The sequence below is a fragment of the Amylolactobacillus amylotrophicus DSM 20534 genome, from assembly GCF_001434555.1.
Lineage (GTDB): Bacteria > Bacillota > Bacilli > Lactobacillales > Lactobacillaceae > Amylolactobacillus > Amylolactobacillus amylophilus.
Genome location: NZ_AZCV01000002.1, coordinates 137,597 through 158,416, shown reverse-complemented (window position 1 = coordinate 158,416; position 20,820 = coordinate 137,597). Strand labels below are relative to the sequence as shown.

Below are 20,820 nucleotides of genomic sequence, written 5' to 3'. Positions count from 1 at the left end.
GGGGGACCCCGAGCCATTAAAATACGGCTTGGCCGGAAAATGGTCTCGAAGAGTTAGTGATGAACATCGGTTAGTTTACTCTATCGAAAGTGAGATTATTTACATCTATTCCGTCAAGGATCACTACTAGGAGTGGCTTTATTCGAAAGCGCTAGGAGTAATATCCCATTCTTGATACTTATTTTTAAAGGCAACAACTGGAACTAGGTTATCAGACCTAGTTCTTTTTTGCTTTAAGTTGGTGAATGCTATGGTTTGCATTATAATTAAATATAGACAAGGAAAATATTCATGAAACCAGCTACTTTCTCCATTAGAGCGTCCCTTGGACGTTTTGTCAAAAATATGTTCATGCTTGATGGTAGAACTGCAAGACGAGATTATTGGTGGCCGCAGGGACTCGTTTTAGTGTGCATGAGTATTTTAATTAGCTTAATCTACAGCCAATACACAGGAAAGTTGGCTGACGCAACTGATTTTATGCGGATTGTCATTTTTGCACGCTTGATTGGCTATAGCGCCTTAATTCAGGCTCTCGCCAAAATAATTAGTCTGGGCTTACAGGTTAGAAGGTTGCATGACATGGATAAATCGGCATGGTATCTGTTACTACACTTTATTCCATTGATTGGCTGGATAATAATACTAATTTTGTCAATGTATCCGAGTGAATATCATCAGAATGTTTACGGTGAAGAGACGGATACAACAAATGTTGGTGATGAACGGGAGTTTTCACCGTCACGAGAAGGAGCGAAATAAGTTGGATCAAATTGAAAAAACACAAGTTCAGCAGGTAGCAATGCTCGTTAGACGTAAGATGGAATCCGATCAATCTGGTCATGATTACGAACACGTCCGGCGAGTAGTCCGTAATGCACAGTACTTACTGGACAAAGAGAAGAAGGCGGATGATTTCAAGGTTTTACTTGCTTGCTATCTCCATGATTTTTACGATGAAAAGTTGGTACAGGACGTTACGGCAGAGAAAGCTAATCTGCGCCACATACTTGTGCAACAATTTGAGATTAGCTCAGATACGATCAACGATATTTTTCAAATAATTGATCAGATGTCCTTCGCGCATAATCTGGCTGAGACCCATAAATTATCGCTTGAAGGGCAAATAGTTCAGGATGCAGATCGGCTAGATGCCATTGGGGCAATTGGGGTCTTTCGTGCAATTAGGTACGGTGTCGTACATGGCATTGCTGATTATGACAGCACTCTAGAACCGCGGGAAGAGCTTACGCAGGATAACTACCGTGAAGATACAACCATCATTAATCATTTCTATGAGAAATTATTTAAGCTTGAAAAGCTAATGAATACGAAGGCAGCGAAGAGGATTGCACGTAGCCGAACCAAATTAATGCAAGAATTCGTGAGTGAGTACGAAGCAGAATATCGTGGAGAGAAATAGAAAAAGTCTGTGCTGAATAATGAGCACAGACTTTTTTGGTTTTAATGTGGAATGGCGTAAAAATTAGTACCGTTCAGGTATTTTTTACCGGCAGTAAGATCGTACATTACCATGTTATAGTCGGCCAAAATTTTACGTTGAGCTTTCGTTAACTTAGATTGTGTAATATATTTGCCCGAATCAGCCATATACTTACCTAATTCAGCGGCCGGAGTCTTTAGGGCAATCTTGGTCATTAACCCATAGAAAGGCGAGACTTTTGCGTCAGTTTTTGCGAAAAGAAGTGGGTTAAGCATGTTCGGTGAGACTACGGCTTTACCGACATTCTTTTCTTGGAAATTGGAGTAGATAAAGTAATCGGACTGATGCAGAACGTTGTCGTACTTAGCGTGTTGTTGTTCATTATTCTTCTGCCAGTTATAGATACCTGGTAAATGATCGCCATATAAGACGACAGTCACCTTTTGCGGTAGCTGATTCAGTTCCTGGATGAAATTCGCAGTCTCCTTGTCCGTAATGTTGACTCCTTTTGTGTATGTCTCTAGACTTGCCACTGAACTTGCGGAAAGATTAGTATCCAGCTTTATTTTACTGTCATAGTAATTGCTCAGGTAGGGCACGTGGTTCTGCATTGTGGACAACTGAATAATTTTATTCTTGTTGTTCTGGCGGAGTATTGCCAAGACATTCTTATACGAGGCAGCGTCACTGACATATGGGTTATTGCCAATTTTAGCTGAGTATTTCAGAGGGTCGGTTCCGGCTGTTTGTGCGTAGAAACGCTGGAAACCCAATTTCTTGAACGCTTTGTTACGCTCATAGGTTTGGGTCGTGAAAGGATGGATGGCGATTCGTTCGTCAAAAGAATTGATAATTGTTGGGAAGAAATCCAGCTGAGGGACGAGAAAGGAATATGGAATAGACATCGAGGGCGAGAAATTATTCATCGAAAGACCAGTAATAGCCTCGAACTCAATGTTGGCAGTCCCGCCGCCGTATCCATTCGAGAAGAAGAGCCCACCGTGATTATTGGCTTGGTAGTTTGTGATATTTGGCAGTGGGTTACTGGTTAATTGAACACCAGGAATACGTGCTGGATTTGCGAGCGACTCACTGAGAATATAAATAATAGTTTGGTCGTTTATCTTATTCTTACGTGTTTGGTTGAGGGATTGAGCAACTTTAGTATATTTGTACGCTAGCTGTTCCATCTTGCTCTTGCTGTAACCGTGTGGCTGTTCCATTGCAGTGACTTTCAGCATGCTGGCAAAACCAACCAGGGTGCCATTGGTTCTGTAATGCCCGATTGGCACAATCATGGAGAGGGTGCTGTAATGTGCGGCACGCATTGCCGGATTCTTGGCGACATGCGTACCGGTAGTGTTCCAGCTTACAGTTTGAGTTGGTAGGAAATTGACCCAGAAAACAAGGTAGCTGACGCTGACGATAATTAGCCCTAGTCGTACTGGTAATTTAGCGTGTAATTGGAGGTTAAAGCGTTTCTGGATAAGCCAAATGAACCCTAATAAAAGGACGAGACCTAAGATGACGCCCACTAGGTAGGTAGCGTTAATCATGCTAATCAATTCTGGAAGAATAACAATATTTTTTAAATCTAGTGGGGTGATCGGTTCATTTCGTAGTAGTACCTTTTGCATATTCGCGTAAGCTACAAGAATCACGATGAGGCTGTAGATACCAAGGGCCAAATAGACACGTTTCACAATTGCCACGACGATCATGTAAATCGCCAGTAGAAATGTCAGATTAATCAAACTCAACCACAGTGAGCCTGGACCGGTTACCATCGTGCTCAGTCTAAATGAATAGTTGGAGGCTTGGATAATAAAGTAGGAGCTGGGAATAACAATTGACGCAGCAAAAAGATGTGGTCGCGTCAGTCGGTGTTGTCTGATCCACTCGATGGTCGTAATCAGTATGAAGGTGAGCAAAATTCGGATGATGAGGAGGGCGCTGGGATTAGTAATTCCAAGTAGGTTAGTTGCTGCGACCATGCCGGTGTTCCACCAGATTGTGTTAATTTCAAAGTTGAGCGAGCCGACAATTAGGATTCCCGCAATTAAAGGCAAGGATAACTGGGCTTCTAGGTCTTTGAGTAAATGAGGTAGTCTAACGATAATTCCTAGACTGAAGCTGAACAGCACGCCAAAGATCGCCACTAGATAAAGGAGATTAAGTCGGTTTGTGCGGTCAATAATTACAAGGCCTAAAAGCAGTAACAGCAGGTTAATACCAATTAATAGCCAACGTTTATTCTTGGTTAAGGTCAGGAACCACTTGGTAAAGAGGGGACTAAGCAGCGCGAGCCAGAAAAGGATGAAGGTGGGATTGTTTATCTTCCAGACAAAGTTAAAAGCGGTGCTTAATTTGGCAAGCGAAAGGGCGGAGCTAACTAGGCTGAGGTGAATGATGAATGTAAATACACTGTAAGTGAGGAAAAAGAGTAGGATACGGTAATAGTATTGCTTGTTTTTAACCTGGGACAATAGAGTCTCATGGCGGGAGCCGAGGATAAAGGAAATTCCTAGGATTATTGCAAACTCCAACACAAAGAGGTAACGCGAGCCCCGAAAGGTGATTGCGGTGGGTGTCGCTGGGTAAAGTGAATTATAGGCAATTGCTAGAACTGCTATTAAGCCTACGAATATATTGAGTAATGAAGCTTGAATTTTTTGTACCAAACTAGCTGTTTGCATTAATGTAATCCTTTGATTTCATTCGTTGAGTTTGATTATAGCATTTTTAGAAAAACATTTGGCAACTACAGAATATAAAAAGGGTGGGTTCAGAAGAACCCACCCTTAGTATTACTTACCAGCTAACTATGTGTTAATGCTCTGTTAATCAATCTTAATCTGATTTGCGTCATCAGATTTCTCAGTTGCTTTTGGTAATGTGACGGTCAAAACGCCACCCTCGTATTTAGCAGAGATAGCTGACTTTTCTACGTCTGGAAGGCGGAATTGCCTTGATACATGGCCAATCGAACGCTCGTTGTGAATGATGTTCCCATCTTTATCACTCAAATCTGAGAATGACTCACGAGAACCAGAAACACTAAGAACGCCGTTTTGGTAATTTAAATTAATCTTATCCTTTTGCATTCCTGGCATGTCAATCTTGACTACGTACTCCTTGTCGGTTTCAGCGATGTCTGATTGCATAATATTTGCTAATGATACATTAGCAAAGTCGTCTCTAGGGAAACCGAAGAAGTCATCGTTAAACCAATCATTAAACCGATCCAATGGATTTCTATTACTACGATGCATTAATTCATTTGCCATATTGAAAACTTCCTTTCTTTCAACCTACATATATATTGTAGGAGCTATTTTACCGGGATTCAAATATTTTGCACTTGCTATTTTTGCTAAAATAATGTAATTTTGATATAGCAAATACGAACACTTGTTCGCGAAAAGGGGTGATAATTTGTATGATTATCGTTATGAGCCTAAACGCCTAATCTTCATGATTGATAATAAATCATTCTATGCCAGTGTCGAGAGCGTGGCCTTGGGGTTGAATCCGTTGAAGACCAAATTGGTAGTCATGTCGACCCAGAAGAATACTAATGGCGGCCTCGTCCTAGCTGCCTCGCCGATGGCGAAGAAGAAATACGGAATCAAGAATGTGATGAGACAGCGCAACTTGCCAACCAAGGAGGAGGCGCCAGACCTAATTTACGTCGAGCCCCACATGAACCTTTACATCCAGAAGAGCATGGAGATTATTGAGATATTTCGGAAATATGTGGCTGACGAGGACCTGCACGTCTACTCGATTGATGAGAGTATCTTAGACATGACCAACTCATACCAGTTGTTTGGTAAGGACCCGTTTGAGGTGGCGCGGAAGATTCAATTAGATATTCGTAATCAGCTCGGTATTTACACGACTGTAGGTATCGGAGAGAACCCGCTTTTGGCGAAATTTGCACTGGACATCGATGCAAAGAAAAGGGCAACAATGATCGCCTTCTGGCATTATGTGGAGGTGGCAGATACAATCTGGCAAATTTCTGATTTAACGGATGTTTGGGGAATCAATAAACGAACTGCAGCCCACCTTGAGAGAATTGGTATTCACAATATGTACGAGTTGGCACACACTGATCCGGTCAAACTGAAGAACGAATTTGGCATAATCGGTGAACAGCTTTTTGCAATGAGTTGGGGGGTTGATCGGAGTTTAATTCGGGATAAATATATTCCGCAAGCAAGAAGCTATGGTAATTCACAGGTTTTACCACGAGACTACTTGGTGCAACGTGAGATTGAAATCGTGATTAGGGAAATTGGCGAACAGGTCGCCGCCAGAATTAGAAGTCGCAAATTACAAACGGGTCTCGTCAGCTTGTGGATTGGTTTTTCATACAAAAGTAGTACGGGTAAGAAGCGTTCGGGTTTTCGTAAGCAACAAAAAATTAGTTATACAAATGACAATAAGGAGTTAGTTGAGGAGCTACTAGCCCTTTTTCGGAGTAATTGGCATGGGGAAATTGTACGAAATATTGGAGTGGACTATGGTGACCTGATTCCAGAACAAGTAAGTCAATTAAATCTGTTTGTGCAACCGCAGCAGTTAGAGAAACGGAGCAAACTGGATCGGACGGCTGATCAGATTAGAAAGAAATTCGGTTTGAAATCTGCCGTTAAATTAAGTAGCTTAGCACCTGGGGGTACAGCGATAGAACGTGCCGGCCTTGTCGGGGGCCACAATGGTGGTAATAGTTATGAGTGATTTTGATCGAATGTTGGACGATTTTTTTAAGAATTATCAGGATCGTGGTATGAAGAAATGGGCAGGTTTTTATTTAAGTGATCACACACAAAAGATTGAACAAGAGGAGCAGCAAAATAATAAGGTAATAAAGAGTCGCCCGATTCAAACTGCAGAAGAGGTTGGTATGCTGTTGTTCCAGGCATTTGAGAATCATCTAGAGGTGGATATCCAATTGAAACAAGTTGACGTAAATGGTGTAATTCCTGCAAGTATCGTGGGCTTTGTTGGTGGTTATCAGCAAGATAATGTTGTGATTAATGACCAACAGATTAAATTTGAAGATATTAAGAATATTCAAATTAGAACTGAATAGGAGCACAAAATAGTATCTGGCCTGAAACTAGTCATTTTTTTTGGTATAATCGAACATGACTTTATGAGGGATGATTACATGAATACACCAAGATCACGTGAAGGTAATATGGTTCGCGGAACCATCTACCTAATAGGATACTTTATTATTTTCGGTGCGAGAAGGTTGGCAGTAGTTGATGGCAAGGTACGCCTTTGGGGCAGCATTCTCTTTTTGTTGCTAAGCCTAATGATGTTGATTTTCTACATCTACCGCTTTAATCGCGAATCGCGCTACTTTGAGCGTTCAGACACCACACTGCCGATATCGGACCATTTCGGTCAACTGGTATTGATTACCACGCTAATATTTATTGTGAGAATGGTAATCAACTACATCCAATTGGCGCAGGGCATAGGTTATACCAGCATTCAAACAGCATATCATGCCGGGGATTCCGCTGGATTATTTTGGTTCTTTATTTTCTCCGAGGGAATCATCATAAGTACACTACAACAATTTCTGACCACTGGCTTTTTTTTCAATTATTTTTTCCGTCAAAATACGCTGATTAAGGCCATCATGGGAGTTATCTTTTCTGCACTGATTTTTGCCTTACTAAACTTTTCAAGTATACCGTTAATTTTTATTAGCGAGCTACTTATTGGGGGCTTGCTAGCGTGGTCGTATCTTTCAACGCAAAGTCTTTGGGTACCCGTCTTGCTAGCAATATTCAATGGTGTGTTAACCGTGGTACTCCTTTAATTATTTACAGAAAATCCTCTCAAACCATTAAAAGTTTGAGAGGATTTTTTTTGAGGAATTATTTAGACTGCTCTTGTTGAATAAATGTCAGTATTTCAAAGGCAAGTGTGAGTTTATCTTGGTCTGCTAATTCGATCTGCTTACTGTTCGTTAATAATGTTACTTTATTGTTTGGTTGATCAAAGCCGCGCCCATTGTCAACGCTGTTGGCAATGATTAGGTCAGCGTTTTTGTGTGCTAGCTTTGTCTTTGCGTTTGCTACAAGATTAGTAGTTTCTGCTGCGAAGCCGGCGACATATTGACTAGCATTTTTCTTTTGCCCTAACTTTGCTAGTATGTCAGTGTTCTGAACTAGATGAAGATCTAATGTGGTCGAATTATCCTGCTTCTTTATCTTCTGATTGCTAGTATGTTCAGGACGGAAATCTGCCACGGCAGCAGCCATGATGATAATGTCCGCTTGTTGAAAGTGATTAGCCATCGCGGTTGCCATCTCTTGTGCCGAGGAGACGTGGTCAATCTTTACTGCTGGTAGGGTGGGCAAATCCTTCGTAGTAACTAGTGTTACCGCTGCTCCAAGGGCTGCAGCAGCGTTGGCCAAGGATGTGCCCATCTTGCCAGAGGAGCGGTTAGTTAGCAAGCGAACAGGATCAATCACCTCGCTGGTTCCACCAGCCGATACTAATACACGTTTTCCGGTTAGAATCTTATCTTGCTTAAACGAATTGATAAAGAGCTGAATCACGGATAATTCGGGTAACCGGCCCACCGCAGCATAGCCCTCAGCTAGCATTCCTTCAGCCGGCTGCAACAGCGTAAATCCTGTGTCTGCTAAACGGGCAATGTTCAGTTGTGTTCTTTTATTGAGCCACATTTGGTCATTCATCGCTGGAACTAGTAATTTTGGTCCATTGAAAGCGAGGAGCGTTTCCGTCACGATGTTGTCTGCCAGCCCTGCAGCTAGTTTAGCAATCGTGTTTGCCGTTGCGGGTACAATGACGGCAACGTCCAGCCAGTGGGCAAATTCCACGTGATCAATGTGTTTTGCATCGGCTGAGATGCCCACTCCATCGGTCAAAACAGGATTTTTGCTCACGGTTGCGAGCGTTAATGGGGTGACGAATTGTTGTGCTGACTTGGTCATGGCAACACGAACTTCAGCGCCACCACGAATGAGGTCTCGAATTAATTGAGGTACTTTGTAGGCAGCGATGCCGCCGGTGACCAAAATACCGATGTGTTGCTGTTTCATTTAAGTGCTCCTTCGAATATTGCTAATCGAGTTAATTATAGCAATATATGTGGAAAAGTCCTATTTTACCTCACAAAAAATCCCCATACCGAGTAAAGCAGGCATGGGGATAAATTTAGTTATTTAGTTAGATTAATCGAAGGTTAACGAAGTTTAGAGAAAATCGGTTAATTCTGCTGCGGTATAACGTGCGGAAGAAATGGGTGTTTCAGCTGCTTCACCGACTGCTAGTGCCACAACTGGCACATAGCGAGTCTTATCTAGTCCGAGTGTTTGAACTACTTTGTCTGCTGCGTAACCTGCAATGGGATTGGTATCGTAGCCGTGGGCACGGGCAACCAGCATTAGCTGCATTGCAGCCATGCTGGCATCAATTGTCGCATCCATCGTGAGAAATTCGGGTGTAGCGCTCTCGTATAACGGCAAGAATGTCTTGAATACCTCATCCCGTTTCTCGGGCGTAATACGTCCTTCCTCGGCCGCTTTGTTCCAAACATCACGGTATGATTGATACGATAGTGTATCGCCTAAGACGAAGATCATTGCTGCACATGAATCTAACTGCGGGTAGTTAAACTTCATCATGAAGGATTTGGCTTTATCTTTGCCTTCTGGCGTGTCCACAACTACAAAGTGCCAAGATTGGAGGTTGCAGGCTGAAGGAGCAGTGGTGGCCTCCTTAATCATTGCCTGTAACTCCTCGCGGTCAATCTTCTTGTCAGGGTTGAATTTCCGGACCGAATGCCGCTCGAACATTACCTTACTGAAGTCATTTAAAACAAGTTGTTGGTCCAAAGTTGTAGTAGTCATAATTGGTACTCCCTTTCACATATAATCGCTTACTTTGTGATTACTATAACTCATCTACGAGAGACGTTCAATCGTTTGTGCCAATATTCACAAATATCTCGAGTTATTTTTTTTAGGCAAATCCTTTGCACGAAAAATAAAATCAGTGCATACTGCGGGTGATTTAGATGATAATAGTAGTTTTTCAACTGGAGGCACTGAGATGAGCGAGGTAGTCCAAGTTAATGGCAGAGTGATTCCGGACCTAGTAATACCCGCAGATTTTACACTTGTCCGAGAAGAGGAGCACGTCCGCAATAAAGAAAATGTAGTGGTGTTGCGGTATCAGGCAGAATAATCCATTGAGCCGAATAACGAACACGTGACCGTGATTTACGGTGCTGATGGGCGCTTACTCAGCTACAATCGATGCGTTGTCATTTCGCCAGCTGAAGGCTCCCGATGCATTGGCGTGAGGAGAATTGACGGATGGATGAATTTCACTATGAACAAACGGTTAAACAATTGGGTAAATTGAACGAGCGCTTGCGCCAGCTGACGGAGACCGACTATGCCACTGCAATGTACAAGGGTTATAGCGCTAGTGGTCTGACGTTGGCGGAAGTACAGGCAGAGATTTCGGCGACCGAGAGTCAGATTAGCAGACTGGAAGAACGCCTTCAGGATTTACGCTAAGAGACCAGCTAAAAGAAAAGCAGCATGTACCAAGGTGCATCGAGGCTAAGCGCACAGGCAGATGAAAATCTGCTTCTTTGTTGTATGAATTATGCGGATCACGTAAAATTCGCAAAAAAAATAGTGGAATAATCCACTATTTAAGAAGCGGGTGACGAGAATCGAACTCGCGACGCCAGCTTGGGAAGCTGAAGTTTTACCACTAAACTACACCCGCATTAGCAATAAAAATTATACCACGAAAAAAAGCCCCTGTGGGATACTTTTGGTAAAAATTATTGCTTGGTTAATTTGCCCTAGTCATCTGAATCTTATCGTGACTGGCTAAGCTAGACTGATATTCAGCGCGATGCGCATTGAAGAATTGCGTGAGCTCCTCTAAGAGATTTTTAATGCGAACCTCTAGCTGCTTAGCGTTAACCAAAGTGTTGGTCGCTGTAGTCTGCTGCGTAGGGACGACGTTATCGGTGGTTCTAGTTGCGGTGCCACTATTTGGTGCTGCTTGTTGTGTGTTACCATTTGAGGCATTAGATTGTGCCGCATAGCCCACATAACCAGTGGTCGAAGCACCGTAGATTTGGATCATCGCGTTCAAAAACGTACTGTCAATCGTGCTGAAGGAGGCGCCACTTGCTGAGTACATCAAACCGGCGGGATTCGTGTCATGTTTCAACCCGATGACGTGACCGAGCTCGTGCAACGCCGCCGGATATTGTCTTTGGTAGTAGTTATTACCCTGACTATTCTTCAGACTCTGATTAACCGACAGATAGGCAACAGCGCGGCTATACTCATTGCCGCGGCGCCAGGTCTGGGTTACGCCTAGTTCGGATTGGTTAGTGGCGACTTGTTGGCCCAACTTCACTGCCCCGTTTGAAGTCTAAACAAAGTTGATGATGCCGTAACGATTGATTTCGTTGGCTGCGTTAATCCACGCTGAGGCAACCGTAGCTTCGGTGCCTGGATTAATCGAGTAGGTAACAGTTCTGCTTGGCCAATGGCCACCTTTCAATTCGAGCGTTGCTTCGACATGATTTGCTGGCAACACTTGATTGACGCCAAGCATGCCGATTGCTGTGAATAAGATACCTATTAATGTAATTAACTTTTTGCTGATACTTCTGTGCATTGATAATTACCCATTCTGTTTCTTAAAAAACAATAGTGGTAAACATAACAGGGAACATGATTGTTACGATAAAATAATTTCGCACTTCAAGTTAAATCTGGCTGTGTATCCGATTACTGAAAACGGATTAAAAAAGTTCATATTTTCTGAAAAATATGAACTAACTGCGTATAGACATCCGTTATTTAACATTCCTGAAAATAGCGGCAGCGTAAACTAGTAAAACTTCAGTTATATAACTTTTTTAAAATAATTAGTAGCAATTTTATTTAATATTAACAAATTGAATTTTGGGTATTTTACTTATTAATAGTAAGCTACCTTCATTCTGCTGGCCTGATGTCTAACGAAATGGTAGGACGATTAACCAATTCAGTGAAGTTTTGGAAAAGCCAGGTCCTAATCTCGGCTGGTTCCAGCAGAAGTGGCATGCGGTTGTGGTAAGGACGTACCGCCTCGTTTGGTTCCGTTGTGACCATTGCAAAGTGGTCAGCCTCATAGATGCCAGCGATGAAAAACAAATCTTGGTCAGCTAACTTAAATTGATATGGTCGTTTCATACTTCGGCCGGTTTTTGCGCTCTTGACGGTTTCAGTCGGGTGACTCTCGTAGAAGCGCGCTGCAATAATCAGGCAGCGTTGTTGCGCAAATGCCTGATCCCACATCGAGGGTTTAGCCTCGTAGAACCGTTCGATTCTGGCGTTGAAAATAGGCGGCTTTCTTTTATCAATTGGGTTTTCGAACCCCCAATTGAGTTTGTTTAATTGTAATTGATTGTTCTGGTAGATTAAGACAGGTGCCTGGATGTTCGGATAGATTTCGGTAGCTTCGTCATTATTTGATGGGTCATCGTTAGCGTTTACCACCGGTAAATTGAGCTCGCGGAGAAAACTGTTAATTTCAGACATGCTAGCGATGGAGAAGTGGCTACACATTGCTCGTTCCTCCTTCTATGGTCTGCAAATTATCGAGCAATTCGTATTCTGCATTAGAGTCGGCGACGATCTTTGAGAGCGTTCCTGCCACGGTTAGTGTGAGCCTGTGCAGCGCACGACTGGCAATTGTATAGATTAATTCCTCATCGGCATGGTCAGTAAAGTTAGTGGTGGAAACGTTATGGGCGATGACACTGTCAAACTCCAAGCCCTTAGCTAGATAGATGGGCATGATTAGGAGCCCTTCCTTCAGGGAACGAGTTTTAGCTGTAATTAGCGTGAGTTCAATTGTGGGTGCTAACTGCGAAGCTAAACCCTTAGCCTCCGCCGCGGTCTTCGTAATTAATGCAACAATCTTGTTGTTGCGTAGTTCTCGGCGAATAATCGTGGGATAGGCGGCGTTTAACTGCTCCTCGTCGTTGAACTGGACCAGGGTTGGTAGAGTGCCAGCTCTCGAGTACGCCTCAATTTTACTTGCAGCAAGAATTGCCTTGGCAAAGTCCGTAATGGTCTTAGTTGAACGGTAACTGGTATTTAATTCATGGTAGTTAAGGCGTTTTTGGGGGAAGAGCTGTTGTAGTGTTTGCTCTTGACTAGTAGTGCCCTTTCTTGTCGGGTTATCCGTAAAGATTGACTGGCTCTGGTCACCTAAGAGGGTCAACTTGGCCTTGGGGAATGCGTGAGCTAGGTAAAGGAGCAGACTCGCGGAATAATCCTGCATCTCATCGACAAAGAGATACATAATCGTATGGTTCTGACCTGAGCCAGTGAGGAGGTCGCGAAGAAACATGATGGCCACGGCGTCCGTAATTCTTAAACGGTGGAGCTCGATGTCGTTGGCTGATTGGTAAATTGACTCCTTGAAAGCCTTCGGCGCAATTCCTGCTGGCTCTAAATGGTTAAGAAAATTAAGGTATGTCTGGTAGATATCGACGAAATAGTCGTTATAGATGGCATCGTAAACTAGCTTGAGGTGCCGCTTGGCCAGCCGATAGGCCACGAAACTGTACTCATCGTCGTAGCTAGCAAAACTGCCTTCCTTATCTCCCAGAATTTGGCGGTATTCTGAGTCAGTGAGGTTTTCGATCGCTTGTTCGATGGTATTTGTTTTGGCATATGCGCGGGTACGGTTCTGCAACAGTTTAATTAGTGCGTTCTTTGTCTGGGTGAACCGTTCTGGCAACGAGAAACGGTTGGAAATGCTGGTATAGATTGCCTTAATCTCATCTTTACCAATGATTACCTCCCCATGTAGAACGAGGTTGCTGAACGGCAGCAAGTCACTAGGAGTTTGCCTGAGGTATTCTTCAAGCAACTTAACGAAACTGGAGCTTTCCTTGAAATCCCGAATTTGCCTGGTAACGGTTGGTAGATTCTGCTGATCGCGTTCAAAGCGCTCGAAGAGGCTCTCAATAGTGAAGCCACGGTGGCGGTGCTCTAAGAAGTCCATGAGCGTGACTTGCCGCATGTTTTTCTCACCAAGGCTTGGTAAGACTTCTGCGATGTAGTTGCTGAAGAGGTTGTTAGGTGAGAAAAGAATAATTTGTTCAGCATCCAGCTTCTCACGGGCGTGGTATAGGAGGTAAGCAACGCGTTGAAGGATGGCTGAGGTCTTCCCGCTCCCGGCGACTCCTTCTACAACCAGTAGGTCAGAAGTGGTGTTTCTGATTATCTCGTTCTGCGCTTGTTGGACGGTCGCCACGATATTCTTCATGTGGGTATCGCTTTGTTCACTCAACATGTCCTGGAGCACGTCGTCAGCGACCGTTTCGTTGGTGTCGAACATCTTAACAATCTGGTTATGCACTATTTTAAACTGGCGCTTATGCAAAAGCTCTACATCAACTGACCCCACCGGGGTGTCATATGTGGCTGGTCCAAGTGTACCGTTATAGTAAAGGGAGGAGATTGGCGCGCGCCAGTCATAGACAAGAAATTCATCATCCGAGGTAATGAGCGAGGAGGTACCGATATAGAGTGTCTCTTGCTCGCCGTCCTCAGCGATATCAATGCGACCGAAGTAGGGTGACTTCTGCAGGAGATGCAAATTCTTTTCGCGGTTGGTCAGAATAGTCTCATTCTCGACTGCTAATGCCACTAGCTGTTTTTGTTGTTGAATGGCAGCGTTAGTCTCCATGCGGTCATCGACCTCAGCTAGATTAACCTTGGCTGTGTCACCGTATGTTGCTTCGACTTTACGGCGTTCCGTCAATGCCTTACCCAATTGTTCTGCAGTGCTCGTCAGCTGATGTTTGATCTCGTCCACAACATAATCTACCCGTTTCTGTTCTACCTCAAGAATCTTCTTGTCCATTGCTATCTCCGCACCTCCATTTTCGTAAAAAATAATGGTTTAACCGTTTAATAAGGTAATTTAGTTTAGTCAATTGTAGCGCTAAAGTAAAGCAAAGTGGCCAGCGAATATTAAATTTTAGAGCATAATAGGTAGAGAATTTATATTAAATAGTTATACTGGAAGAAGAGGATTGAGACATGAATATAATACAGACGTTGGTAGAACGCAAAGCAGCCTTATTAACGGCGCTACTTGAACATTTAAATATTTCTGTACTAGCCCTACTGGTGGCGATAGCAATCGCTATTCCGCTCGCAATTTGGGCTAAGAAGCACCAGAGATTTGCCGAGATTCTGGTACAACTTGCCGGTATTTTGCAGACGATTCCTTCTCTGGCACTGCTTGGGCTGTTGATCCCCCTTGTGGGTATCGGCCAGGTACCGGCGGTGATTGCATTAGTAATCTACGCAATATTACCCATCTTTCAGAATACTTACTTAGGCTTAACGGAAATTAATCCCTCCATTGAGGAGGCAGCCGTTGCCTTTGGGATGTCATTTCGCCGGCGCCTAATTAAAGTGGAGCTCCCAATTGCAATGCCCGTAATTATTTCGGGCATTCGCACTGCATTCGTGATGATTGTCGGGACGGCGACGCTAGCAGCCCTGATTGGTGCAGGCGGCCTTGGTAGTTTCATTCTCCTTGGAATTGACCGGAACAACACGGCTCTAATTCTCATTGGTGCCATCAGCTCCGCACTCTTGGCTGTCTTGATCTCGGGTCTAATCAACCTTTTGCAGAAATTACGCCCAGTTTACGCCATTGTGGTACTAGGAGTGGTTCTTGTGGGTTACGTCGGTCAGGCAGTTTACCAGAATGTAGCCGCAAATCAAACAGAGAAAGTTGTGATTGCAGGTAAACTCGGATCTGAGCCAGATATTTTAATCAACATGTACAAAGAATTGATTGAGGATGCCGACCCCCACATTAACGTTGAACTGAAACAGAACTTCGGCAAGACCAGCTTCGTTTATGAGGCATTGAAAGCGAATCAGGTGGATATTTATCCGGAATTTACCGGAACTGTCCTGGAGAGCCTGGTCAAGAAAACACCTGCGGTTGATCAAGTAAAGACACCTGCTGAGACCTATCAATTAGCCAAAAAATTGCTTGCTAGTCAAAGTAAGATGACACTTCTGCCACCGATGAAGTATCAGAATACTTATGCAATTGCCGTCAAAAAGAGTTTCGCCACTAACCAGAACCTAAAGACAATCGGTGACCTGGCAAAGATTGGCGGGAACCAAACCGCCGGCTTTACGCTTGAATTCACCGATCGGCCAGATGGTTATCCGGCAATTAAGCAGGCGTATGGGCTGAACTTCACGGTTAAAACGATGGAGCCAAAGCTGCGCTACGCTGCCATTAAGAACGATTCCGTTCAGGTCGTAGATGCATATTCGACCGACAGTGAATTAGTGCAGTATAACCTCAGCTTGTTAACGGACGATCAAAATGTTTTTCCTTCATATCAAGGGGCACCGCTGATGAAGACGAGTTTTGCTAAGAAGCACCCGAAGGTTGTGGCGGCACTGAATAAGTTGCGGGGCAAGATTACGGAGCACCAGATGCAGGAAATGAATTATGCAGTCAATGTGCACAACGAGAAGCCAAAGGCTGTTGCCCACAAGTTCCTGCAAACACACGGATTGGTTGGTGATAAATAATGGAGCCAATTATTAAGTTTGACCATATTGGTAAGCAAATTGATGGTAAGCAAATCATTAATGACTTGAACCTGGAAATTGAACAGGGCGAACTATTTGTGATTGTTGGCCCCTCTGGTAGCGGGAAGACGACTACGATCAAGATGATCAATGGCTTGCATGAGATTACCGATGGGTATCTGTACATTAATGGCAAGAGGTTCAAGGACTATGATCTACAGAAGTTAAGGTGGCAGATGGGCTATGTTTTGCAGCAAATCGCCCTTTTTCCAAACATGACGGTGGCCCAGAACATTGCGGTAATTCCGGATATGGTCGGGAAGGATAAGAGGGAGACAAAACAGGGCATAGATAAGATGCTACAACAGGTCGGACTGGATCCCGAACAGTACAGGAATAGATACCCACGTGAGTTATCAGGCGGTGAGCAGCAACGAGTCGGTATTTTGCGCGCCTTGGCTGCGCAACCAGAAATTGTGCTCATGGATGAGCCGTTAAGTGCACTCGATCCACTATCTAGAACGCAACTACAGGACCTGATTCTTGAGTTACACCGAACGCTTAAGACGACGATTGTGTTTGTGACGCATGACATGAAAGAGGCGCTGAAGCTTGGCGACCGGATTGCCGTCATGCGCAAAGGAAAAGTGATCAAGGTGGCCACTCCCGCTGAATTAGTTAACGATACTCAGGATGAATTCATCACGGAATTCTTCTCAGGGGTTGCCCCGGAACAGAAGGCAGATTTTCTGACCCGTAAATTGATGGATCTGTGCACGGGAGATTATCTGCTGAAGCAAAAGCCCACGTCCGGCAGGGGCATGGCAGAACTCACTACTGAGCAAACAATTACCGCTGCCATCGAGAAGTTTGGCAACGTAGATGTCATCAAAGTGCTTGATGGAAGCAGAACGATGGGCTACCTGACTAGACAACAACTGCTTGAGGCCCAAGTTAGGATAACCACTTGATTACTGGTGAAACTAATAGTCGTTCGTGAAATGAAGGGATTTTTGATGGAAAAATTTGATGAAATAGTAATTGGTGCAGGACCTGGTGGTGTCGCTGCTGCAAGTAGACTGCAGTCCGCCGGCCACAAAGTAATGATTGTGGAGAATAATCTGTACGGTGGCACATGTCCAAACTTCGGTTGCGACCCGAAGAAGATGCTCTACGCCGCAGTTGAAACGCGCCAACGTGCGCGTCAGATGACGGGCTTCGGCGTCCAAAGTGCTCCCGAGATCAACTGGCCGGAATTGATGGAATTTAAAAGAGGCTATACGAGAGCGATTCCCGGCGGTACCGAGGAAGGTCTTAAGCATAGTGGCGTCAAAACGGTGCATGGCACAGCACGCTTTACCGCTGAGCACACAATTATGGTGGGTGACGAATCCTACCAAGCTACCAATTTCGTGATTGCCACGGGCCACCGCCCAGCTATCCTCGATATTCCGGGGAAGGAATACTTCATGACGTCAACTGATTTTCTCGACCTAGATTGCCTACCAGACGAATTGATTTTTGTTGGTGGGGGCTTCGTCTCGTTTGAGTTGGCGAACATCGCGCATCAAGCCGGGGCAACGGTTCACTTGATTCATCATAACGAGCGGCCCCTCAAACGCTTCGACGAGGAGGAAGTGCAGCAATTGGTTGAGTTAATGCGTGATTCTGGGATTGACGTCCAGTTGAATGCCAGTCCAACTGAGATTAGAAAAGTTGGCAACCAATTTGAGGTTGTCCTTGCCGATGGACGGTCCATTACGGCCGATCAGGTCTATGCAGGAACCGGTCGGGTGGCAAATATTGAAGCCCTTGATTTGGCAAAAGCGAACGTGGAGTTTAGCCGCCGTGGCGTGCATGTCGACCAGTATCTGCAGACCACAAACGAGCATGTTTTCGCCATCGGTGATGTCACTGACCTGAACATTCCTAAATTAACACCGATTGCTGGCTACATGAGCCGATACCTCGTCGCCCACATTCTGGGGAAAAGTAGTGTTCCATTTGCGCTACCAGTTGTACCAGAGATCACCTTCTCAACCACCGAACTGGCACAGGTCGGCGTGACTACCGATGCCGCAAAGGCAGATTCGAAGCACTACCAAGTGAAGGATTTAGATGTGACCGGCTGGTACTCGTACAATCGGACCAAGGAACAAGTCGCACGGGTGAAGGTCGTGATTGACTGCACGAACAACCTAGTAGTTGGTGCCGCCGTGTTGAGTAGTACTGCAGAGGATTTGATTAATCAGTTTATGTGGCTCATTGACCAACATATTACGCACAAGGAATTGTTGAACAAGGTCTTCGCGTACCCAAGCGTGGCCAGCGATTTACAGTACTTTGCTTAATCGGCTTTTGACAAAAGCGGTAAATTTGCTAGAATTAAACTTGTAAAAGTTGAGGTGCAGAAGTAGTAGCGATCTGCTAGTGAAGCGAGCGGTGATAGTGTAAGACCGCGATTGATCGTGAATGGACTGGATCAGATCAACAAGTGGTAGGCTTTATACTACACGAGTGGGAGCCTTGGCTTCAAAACTGGTGGTACCGCGGATAATTCGCCCTGTTGTTATTTAACAACGGGCTTTTTTTATGGAGGAAAGATGACAAAAGAGATAATATTAACGGGCGATCGCCCAACTGGTAAGCTACACATTGGTCATTATTTAGGATCGCTCAAGAATCGGGTGGAACTTCAGAACAGCGGCAATTATGAGCCGTACATCATGATTGCCGATACGCAGGCATTAACAGATAACGCACGTAATCCAGCTAAAATCAGGAATAGTCTGATTGAGGTTGCTTTAGACTACTTGGCCGTCGGCCTTGATCCAACCAAATCAACAATCTTTGTGCAGTCACAAATACCGGCATTGTTCGAATTGACAGCATACTACCTTGATCTGGTCAGCGTGGCGCGCTTAGAGCGGAATCCCACTGTCAAGGCGGAGATTCAGCAAAAGGGCTTCGGCGAGTCGCTACCCGCTGGATTTTTAATCTATCCGGTCTCTCAAGCAGCGGATATCACGGCATTTAAAGCCACGGTCGTCCCGGTTGGCGACGATCAGGAACCAATGCTTGAGCAGACGCGCGAGGTGGTACGGGCATTTAACAACGCCTATGAGACAGCTGTTTTGGTAGAGCCCAAAGGCTATTTCCCACCGAAGGGTCAGGGTCGTTTACCAGGACTTGACGGCAACCAAAAGATGAGTAAATCACTTAATAATGCCATCTACCTCAGCGACTCTGAAGAAGAGTTGCAGCAAAAGGTCATGAAGATGTTTACGGATCCCAATCACATTCACGTGCAGGATCCAGGCCATGTCGAAGGCAACACGGTTTTCACGTACCTAGACGTGTTCGATGACGATCAGGCGCGCGTTAGAGAGCTAAAGGACCAGTACCGGGCAGGTGGCTTGGGTGATGTTAAAATCAAGCAGTACCTGTTTGAGGTGCTGAACAAGAAGCTCACACCGATTAGGGAACGTAGAGAGGAGTTTGCAAAGGATCCGGCGGCGGTTTACGCGATGTTACAGGACGGCTCACGAAAAGCAAATGAGGTGGCGAATCAGACACTAGCCGAGGTTCGGGCTGCAATTGGCTTTAATTATTTTGGTTAGAGTAGAGAAGTAGATTTTATTGTGATTAGTTTGGTTTGAATGGAGGTTTCTCAATATGACCCATCAAAGAATTCCATGGTCCCAGTATTTTATGATGCAGGCGCTGGTGATTGCACAACGGTCCACGTGTGATCGAGCACTTGTCGGCAGTGTGTTAGTTAAAGAAGACAGAATGATTGCGAGTGGTTATAACGGTTCTGCAAAGGGCCAGCCACATTGTGATGACGTAGGACATCAGATGGTCGACGGTCATTGTGTCCGCACAATCCACAGTGAGATTAACGCATTATTACAATGCGCCACGAATGGTATTGTCGCAAAAGATGCTGAGATCTATGTAACTCACTTCCCGTGCTACAATTGCACGAAGGCGCTCATCCAGGCTGGTGTGCGGAAGATTAATTACGTCTATGATTACCACGCGAACCCCTTGGCACTTGAATTAATTGAACATGTGAAATTGCCGGTCGAAAAGGTTGCGCTGGACCCCACTTATCTGAGAGAATTACTGCAAGAACTCACAAGAGGAGAACAATAATGAAGGCATTGATTAACATCGATTATACCTATGATTTTGTGGCGGATGATGGTAAATTGACCGCTGGCAAACCCGCTCAGGCACTTGAACAAAAGATTGTTGAGCTGAATCAACAATTTGTCGCTAACGGGGACTTTGTGGTGATGGCGGTTGACATGCACGATGTCAAGGATACATATCACCCCGAGATGAAGTTGTTCCCACCGCATAATCTGGTAGGGACTAGCGGGCGTCAGCTATATGGTTCGCTACAGAACTTCTATGACGAGAATCGGGATGCAATCTACTGGATGGATAAACGCCACTACTCCGCTTTTTCTGGGACGGATTTGGATATACGTTTACGTGAAAGAAAGATTACCGAGCTAACCTTGGTCGGCGTGGTGACAGACATCTGCGTGCTCCATACCGCTTTCGATGCCTATAACCTGGGTTATCAGATTGCCATCCCGCAAAATGGTGTGGCGAGCTTCAATCAGGTAGGTCACGAGTGGGCCCTTGACCACTTTAAAAATACGCTTGGGGCAACTGTCTACGAAGCATGATTTA

General features: G+C 44.7%; 22 protein-coding genes and 1 tRNA gene. 14 read left to right on the top strand and 9 right to left on the bottom strand.

Translation table 11 applies throughout. The annotated features are described in order from the left end of the window. The 3 genes from FC62_RS07965 to FC62_RS03655 all read left to right on the top strand — a co-directional run. The coding region (locus FC62_RS07965; protein ID WP_157043479.1) for a Txe/YoeB family addiction module toxin at window positions 1-130 on the top strand (130 nt) is incomplete at its 5' end. 161 nt (window positions 131-291) lie between these two features. Continuing rightward, window positions 292-762 carry a DUF805 domain-containing protein gene (locus FC62_RS03660; RefSeq protein WP_054746261.1) on the top strand — a complete coding sequence of 157 codons (471 nt, stop codon included), beginning with the start codon at window positions 292-294 and terminating at the stop codon, window positions 760-762. Window position 763: 1 nt separating this feature from the next. Continuing rightward, window positions 764-1,423: an HD domain-containing protein gene (locus FC62_RS03655; protein WP_056946741.1), complete on the top strand. Its 660-nt coding sequence runs from the start codon at window positions 764-766 to the stop codon at window positions 1,421-1,423. A gap of 41 nt (window positions 1,424-1,464) precedes the next feature. Here the strand turns inward: FC62_RS03655 and FC62_RS03650 are convergent, their stop codons facing one another. After that, the gene (locus tag FC62_RS03650) at window positions 1,465-4,140 is read right to left on the bottom strand and encodes an LTA synthase family protein (protein ID WP_056946738.1); all 2,676 of its coding nucleotides are present in this window, start codon (window positions 4,138-4,140) and stop codon (window positions 1,465-1,467) included. 144 nt (window positions 4,141-4,284) lie between these two features. Next, window positions 4,285-4,731, bottom strand: coding sequence for an Hsp20/alpha crystallin family protein (locus FC62_RS03645; protein WP_056946734.1), 447 nt, complete (start codon window positions 4,729-4,731; stop codon window positions 4,285-4,287). 148 nt (window positions 4,732-4,879) lie between these two features. Here FC62_RS03645 and FC62_RS03640 point away from each other — a divergent pair, with 148 nt between their 5' ends. The 3 genes from FC62_RS03640 to FC62_RS03630 all read left to right on the top strand — a co-directional run bounded on the left by FC62_RS03640 (window position 4,880) and on the right by FC62_RS03630 (window position 7,289). Then, entirely contained in the window at window positions 4,880-6,190 is a 1,311-nt protein-coding gene (locus FC62_RS03640) for a Y-family DNA polymerase (RefSeq protein ID WP_056946731.1), read from the top strand. Then, the gene (locus FC62_RS03635; protein WP_056946728.1) at window positions 6,183-6,545 is read left to right on the top strand and encodes a hypothetical protein; all 363 of its coding nucleotides are present in this window, start codon (window positions 6,183-6,185) and stop codon (window positions 6,543-6,545) included. Before FC62_RS03640 ends, FC62_RS03635 begins: the two co-directional genes overlap by 8 nt. A 78-nt stretch (window positions 6,546-6,623) precedes the next feature. After that, window positions 6,624-7,289, top strand: coding sequence for a CPBP family intramembrane glutamic endopeptidase (locus FC62_RS03630; protein WP_056946725.1), 666 nt, complete (start codon window positions 6,624-6,626; stop codon window positions 7,287-7,289). A gap of 58 nt (window positions 7,290-7,347) precedes the next feature. On the opposite strand, the gene coaBC is transcribed toward FC62_RS03630, so the two are convergent. Together coaBC and FC62_RS03620 are read right to left on the bottom strand one after the other, a co-directional pair. After that, complete coding sequence (gene coaBC / locus FC62_RS03625; protein ID WP_056946723.1) at window positions 7,348-8,541, bottom strand: bifunctional phosphopantothenoylcysteine decarboxylase/phosphopantothenate--cysteine ligase CoaBC; 1,194 nt, start codon at window positions 8,539-8,541, stop codon at window positions 7,348-7,350. Window positions 8,542-8,694: 153 nt separating this feature from the next. Continuing rightward, a complete protein-coding gene (locus tag FC62_RS03620) occupies window positions 8,695-9,351 on the bottom strand; it encodes a nitroreductase family protein (RefSeq protein ID WP_054746253.1) in 657 nt (218 codons plus the stop codon). 202 nt (window positions 9,352-9,553) lie between these two features. On the opposite strand from FC62_RS03620, the gene FC62_RS08455 reads away from it, so the two are divergent. Next, window positions 9,554-9,688: a hypothetical protein gene (locus tag FC62_RS08455; protein WP_255313978.1), complete on the top strand. Its 135-nt coding sequence runs from the start codon at window positions 9,554-9,556 to the stop codon at window positions 9,686-9,688. 131 nt (window positions 9,689-9,819) lie between these two features. Next, window positions 9,820-10,026, top strand: a complete 207-nt coding sequence (locus FC62_RS03615) for a hypothetical protein (RefSeq protein ID WP_054746252.1) — start codon at window positions 9,820-9,822, stop codon at window positions 10,024-10,026. A 146-nt stretch (window positions 10,027-10,172) separates the two neighbouring features. Here FC62_RS03615 and FC62_RS03610 read toward each other — a convergent pair. The 5 genes from FC62_RS03610 to helD all read right to left on the bottom strand — a co-directional run bounded on the left by FC62_RS03610 (window position 10,173) and on the right by helD (window position 14,404). Beyond that, a tRNA-Gly gene (locus FC62_RS03610) sits at window positions 10,173-10,243 on the bottom strand. Between the two features lie 69 nt (window positions 10,244-10,312). Beyond that, the gene (locus FC62_RS03605; protein WP_054746251.1) at window positions 10,313-10,885 is read right to left on the bottom strand and encodes a M10 family metallopeptidase domain-containing protein; all 573 of its coding nucleotides are present in this window, start codon (window positions 10,883-10,885) and stop codon (window positions 10,313-10,315) included. Between the two features lie 21 nt (window positions 10,886-10,906). Beyond that, window positions 10,907-11,155 carry a hypothetical protein gene (locus FC62_RS03600; RefSeq protein ID WP_054746250.1) on the bottom strand — a complete coding sequence of 83 codons (249 nt, stop codon included), beginning with the start codon at window positions 11,153-11,155 and terminating at the stop codon, window positions 10,907-10,909. Window positions 11,156-11,478: 323 nt separating this feature from the next. Beyond that, window positions 11,479-12,090 carry an SOS response-associated peptidase gene (locus FC62_RS03595; protein WP_054746249.1) on the bottom strand — a complete coding sequence of 204 codons (612 nt, stop codon included), beginning with the start codon at window positions 12,088-12,090 and terminating at the stop codon, window positions 11,479-11,481. Further along, entirely contained in the window at window positions 12,083-14,404 is a 2,322-nt protein-coding gene (gene helD / locus FC62_RS03590) for an RNA polymerase recycling motor HelD (protein ID WP_056946719.1), read from the bottom strand. The genes FC62_RS03595 and helD overlap by 8 nt, the downstream gene beginning before the upstream one ends. A gap of 179 nt (window positions 14,405-14,583) precedes the next feature. Between helD and FC62_RS03585 the strand changes: the two genes are divergently transcribed. From FC62_RS03585 to FC62_RS03560, 6 genes are all read left to right on the top strand, one after another. Then, window positions 14,584-16,113, top strand: a complete 1,530-nt coding sequence (locus tag FC62_RS03585; protein ID WP_056946715.1) for an ABC transporter permease/substrate-binding protein — start codon at window positions 14,584-14,586, stop codon at window positions 16,111-16,113. Continuing rightward, window positions 16,113-17,084, top strand: a complete 972-nt coding sequence (locus FC62_RS03580) for an ABC transporter ATP-binding protein (RefSeq protein WP_054746245.1) — start codon at window positions 16,113-16,115, stop codon at window positions 17,082-17,084. Before FC62_RS03585 ends, FC62_RS03580 begins: the two co-directional genes overlap by 1 nt. 45 nt (window positions 17,085-17,129) lie before the next feature. Further along, window positions 17,130-18,464: a dihydrolipoyl dehydrogenase family protein gene (locus FC62_RS03575; protein ID WP_054746244.1), complete on the top strand. Its 1,335-nt coding sequence runs from the start codon at window positions 17,130-17,132 to the stop codon at window positions 18,462-18,464. A gap of 252 nt (window positions 18,465-18,716) precedes the next feature. Next, window positions 18,717-19,733, top strand: a complete 1,017-nt coding sequence (gene trpS / locus FC62_RS03570) for a tryptophan--tRNA ligase (RefSeq protein WP_056946711.1) — start codon at window positions 18,717-18,719, stop codon at window positions 19,731-19,733. A 55-nt stretch (window positions 19,734-19,788) separates the two neighbouring features. Further along, window positions 19,789-20,271, top strand: coding sequence for a deaminase (locus tag FC62_RS03565; RefSeq protein WP_054746243.1), 483 nt, complete (start codon window positions 19,789-19,791; stop codon window positions 20,269-20,271). Beyond that, on the top strand, window positions 20,271-20,816 hold the full coding sequence (locus FC62_RS03560; protein WP_054746242.1) for a cysteine hydrolase family protein: 546 nt from the start codon (window positions 20,271-20,273) through the stop codon (window positions 20,814-20,816). The genes FC62_RS03565 and FC62_RS03560 overlap by 1 nt, the downstream gene beginning before the upstream one ends. Window positions 20,817-20,820 lie beyond the last annotated feature (4 nt).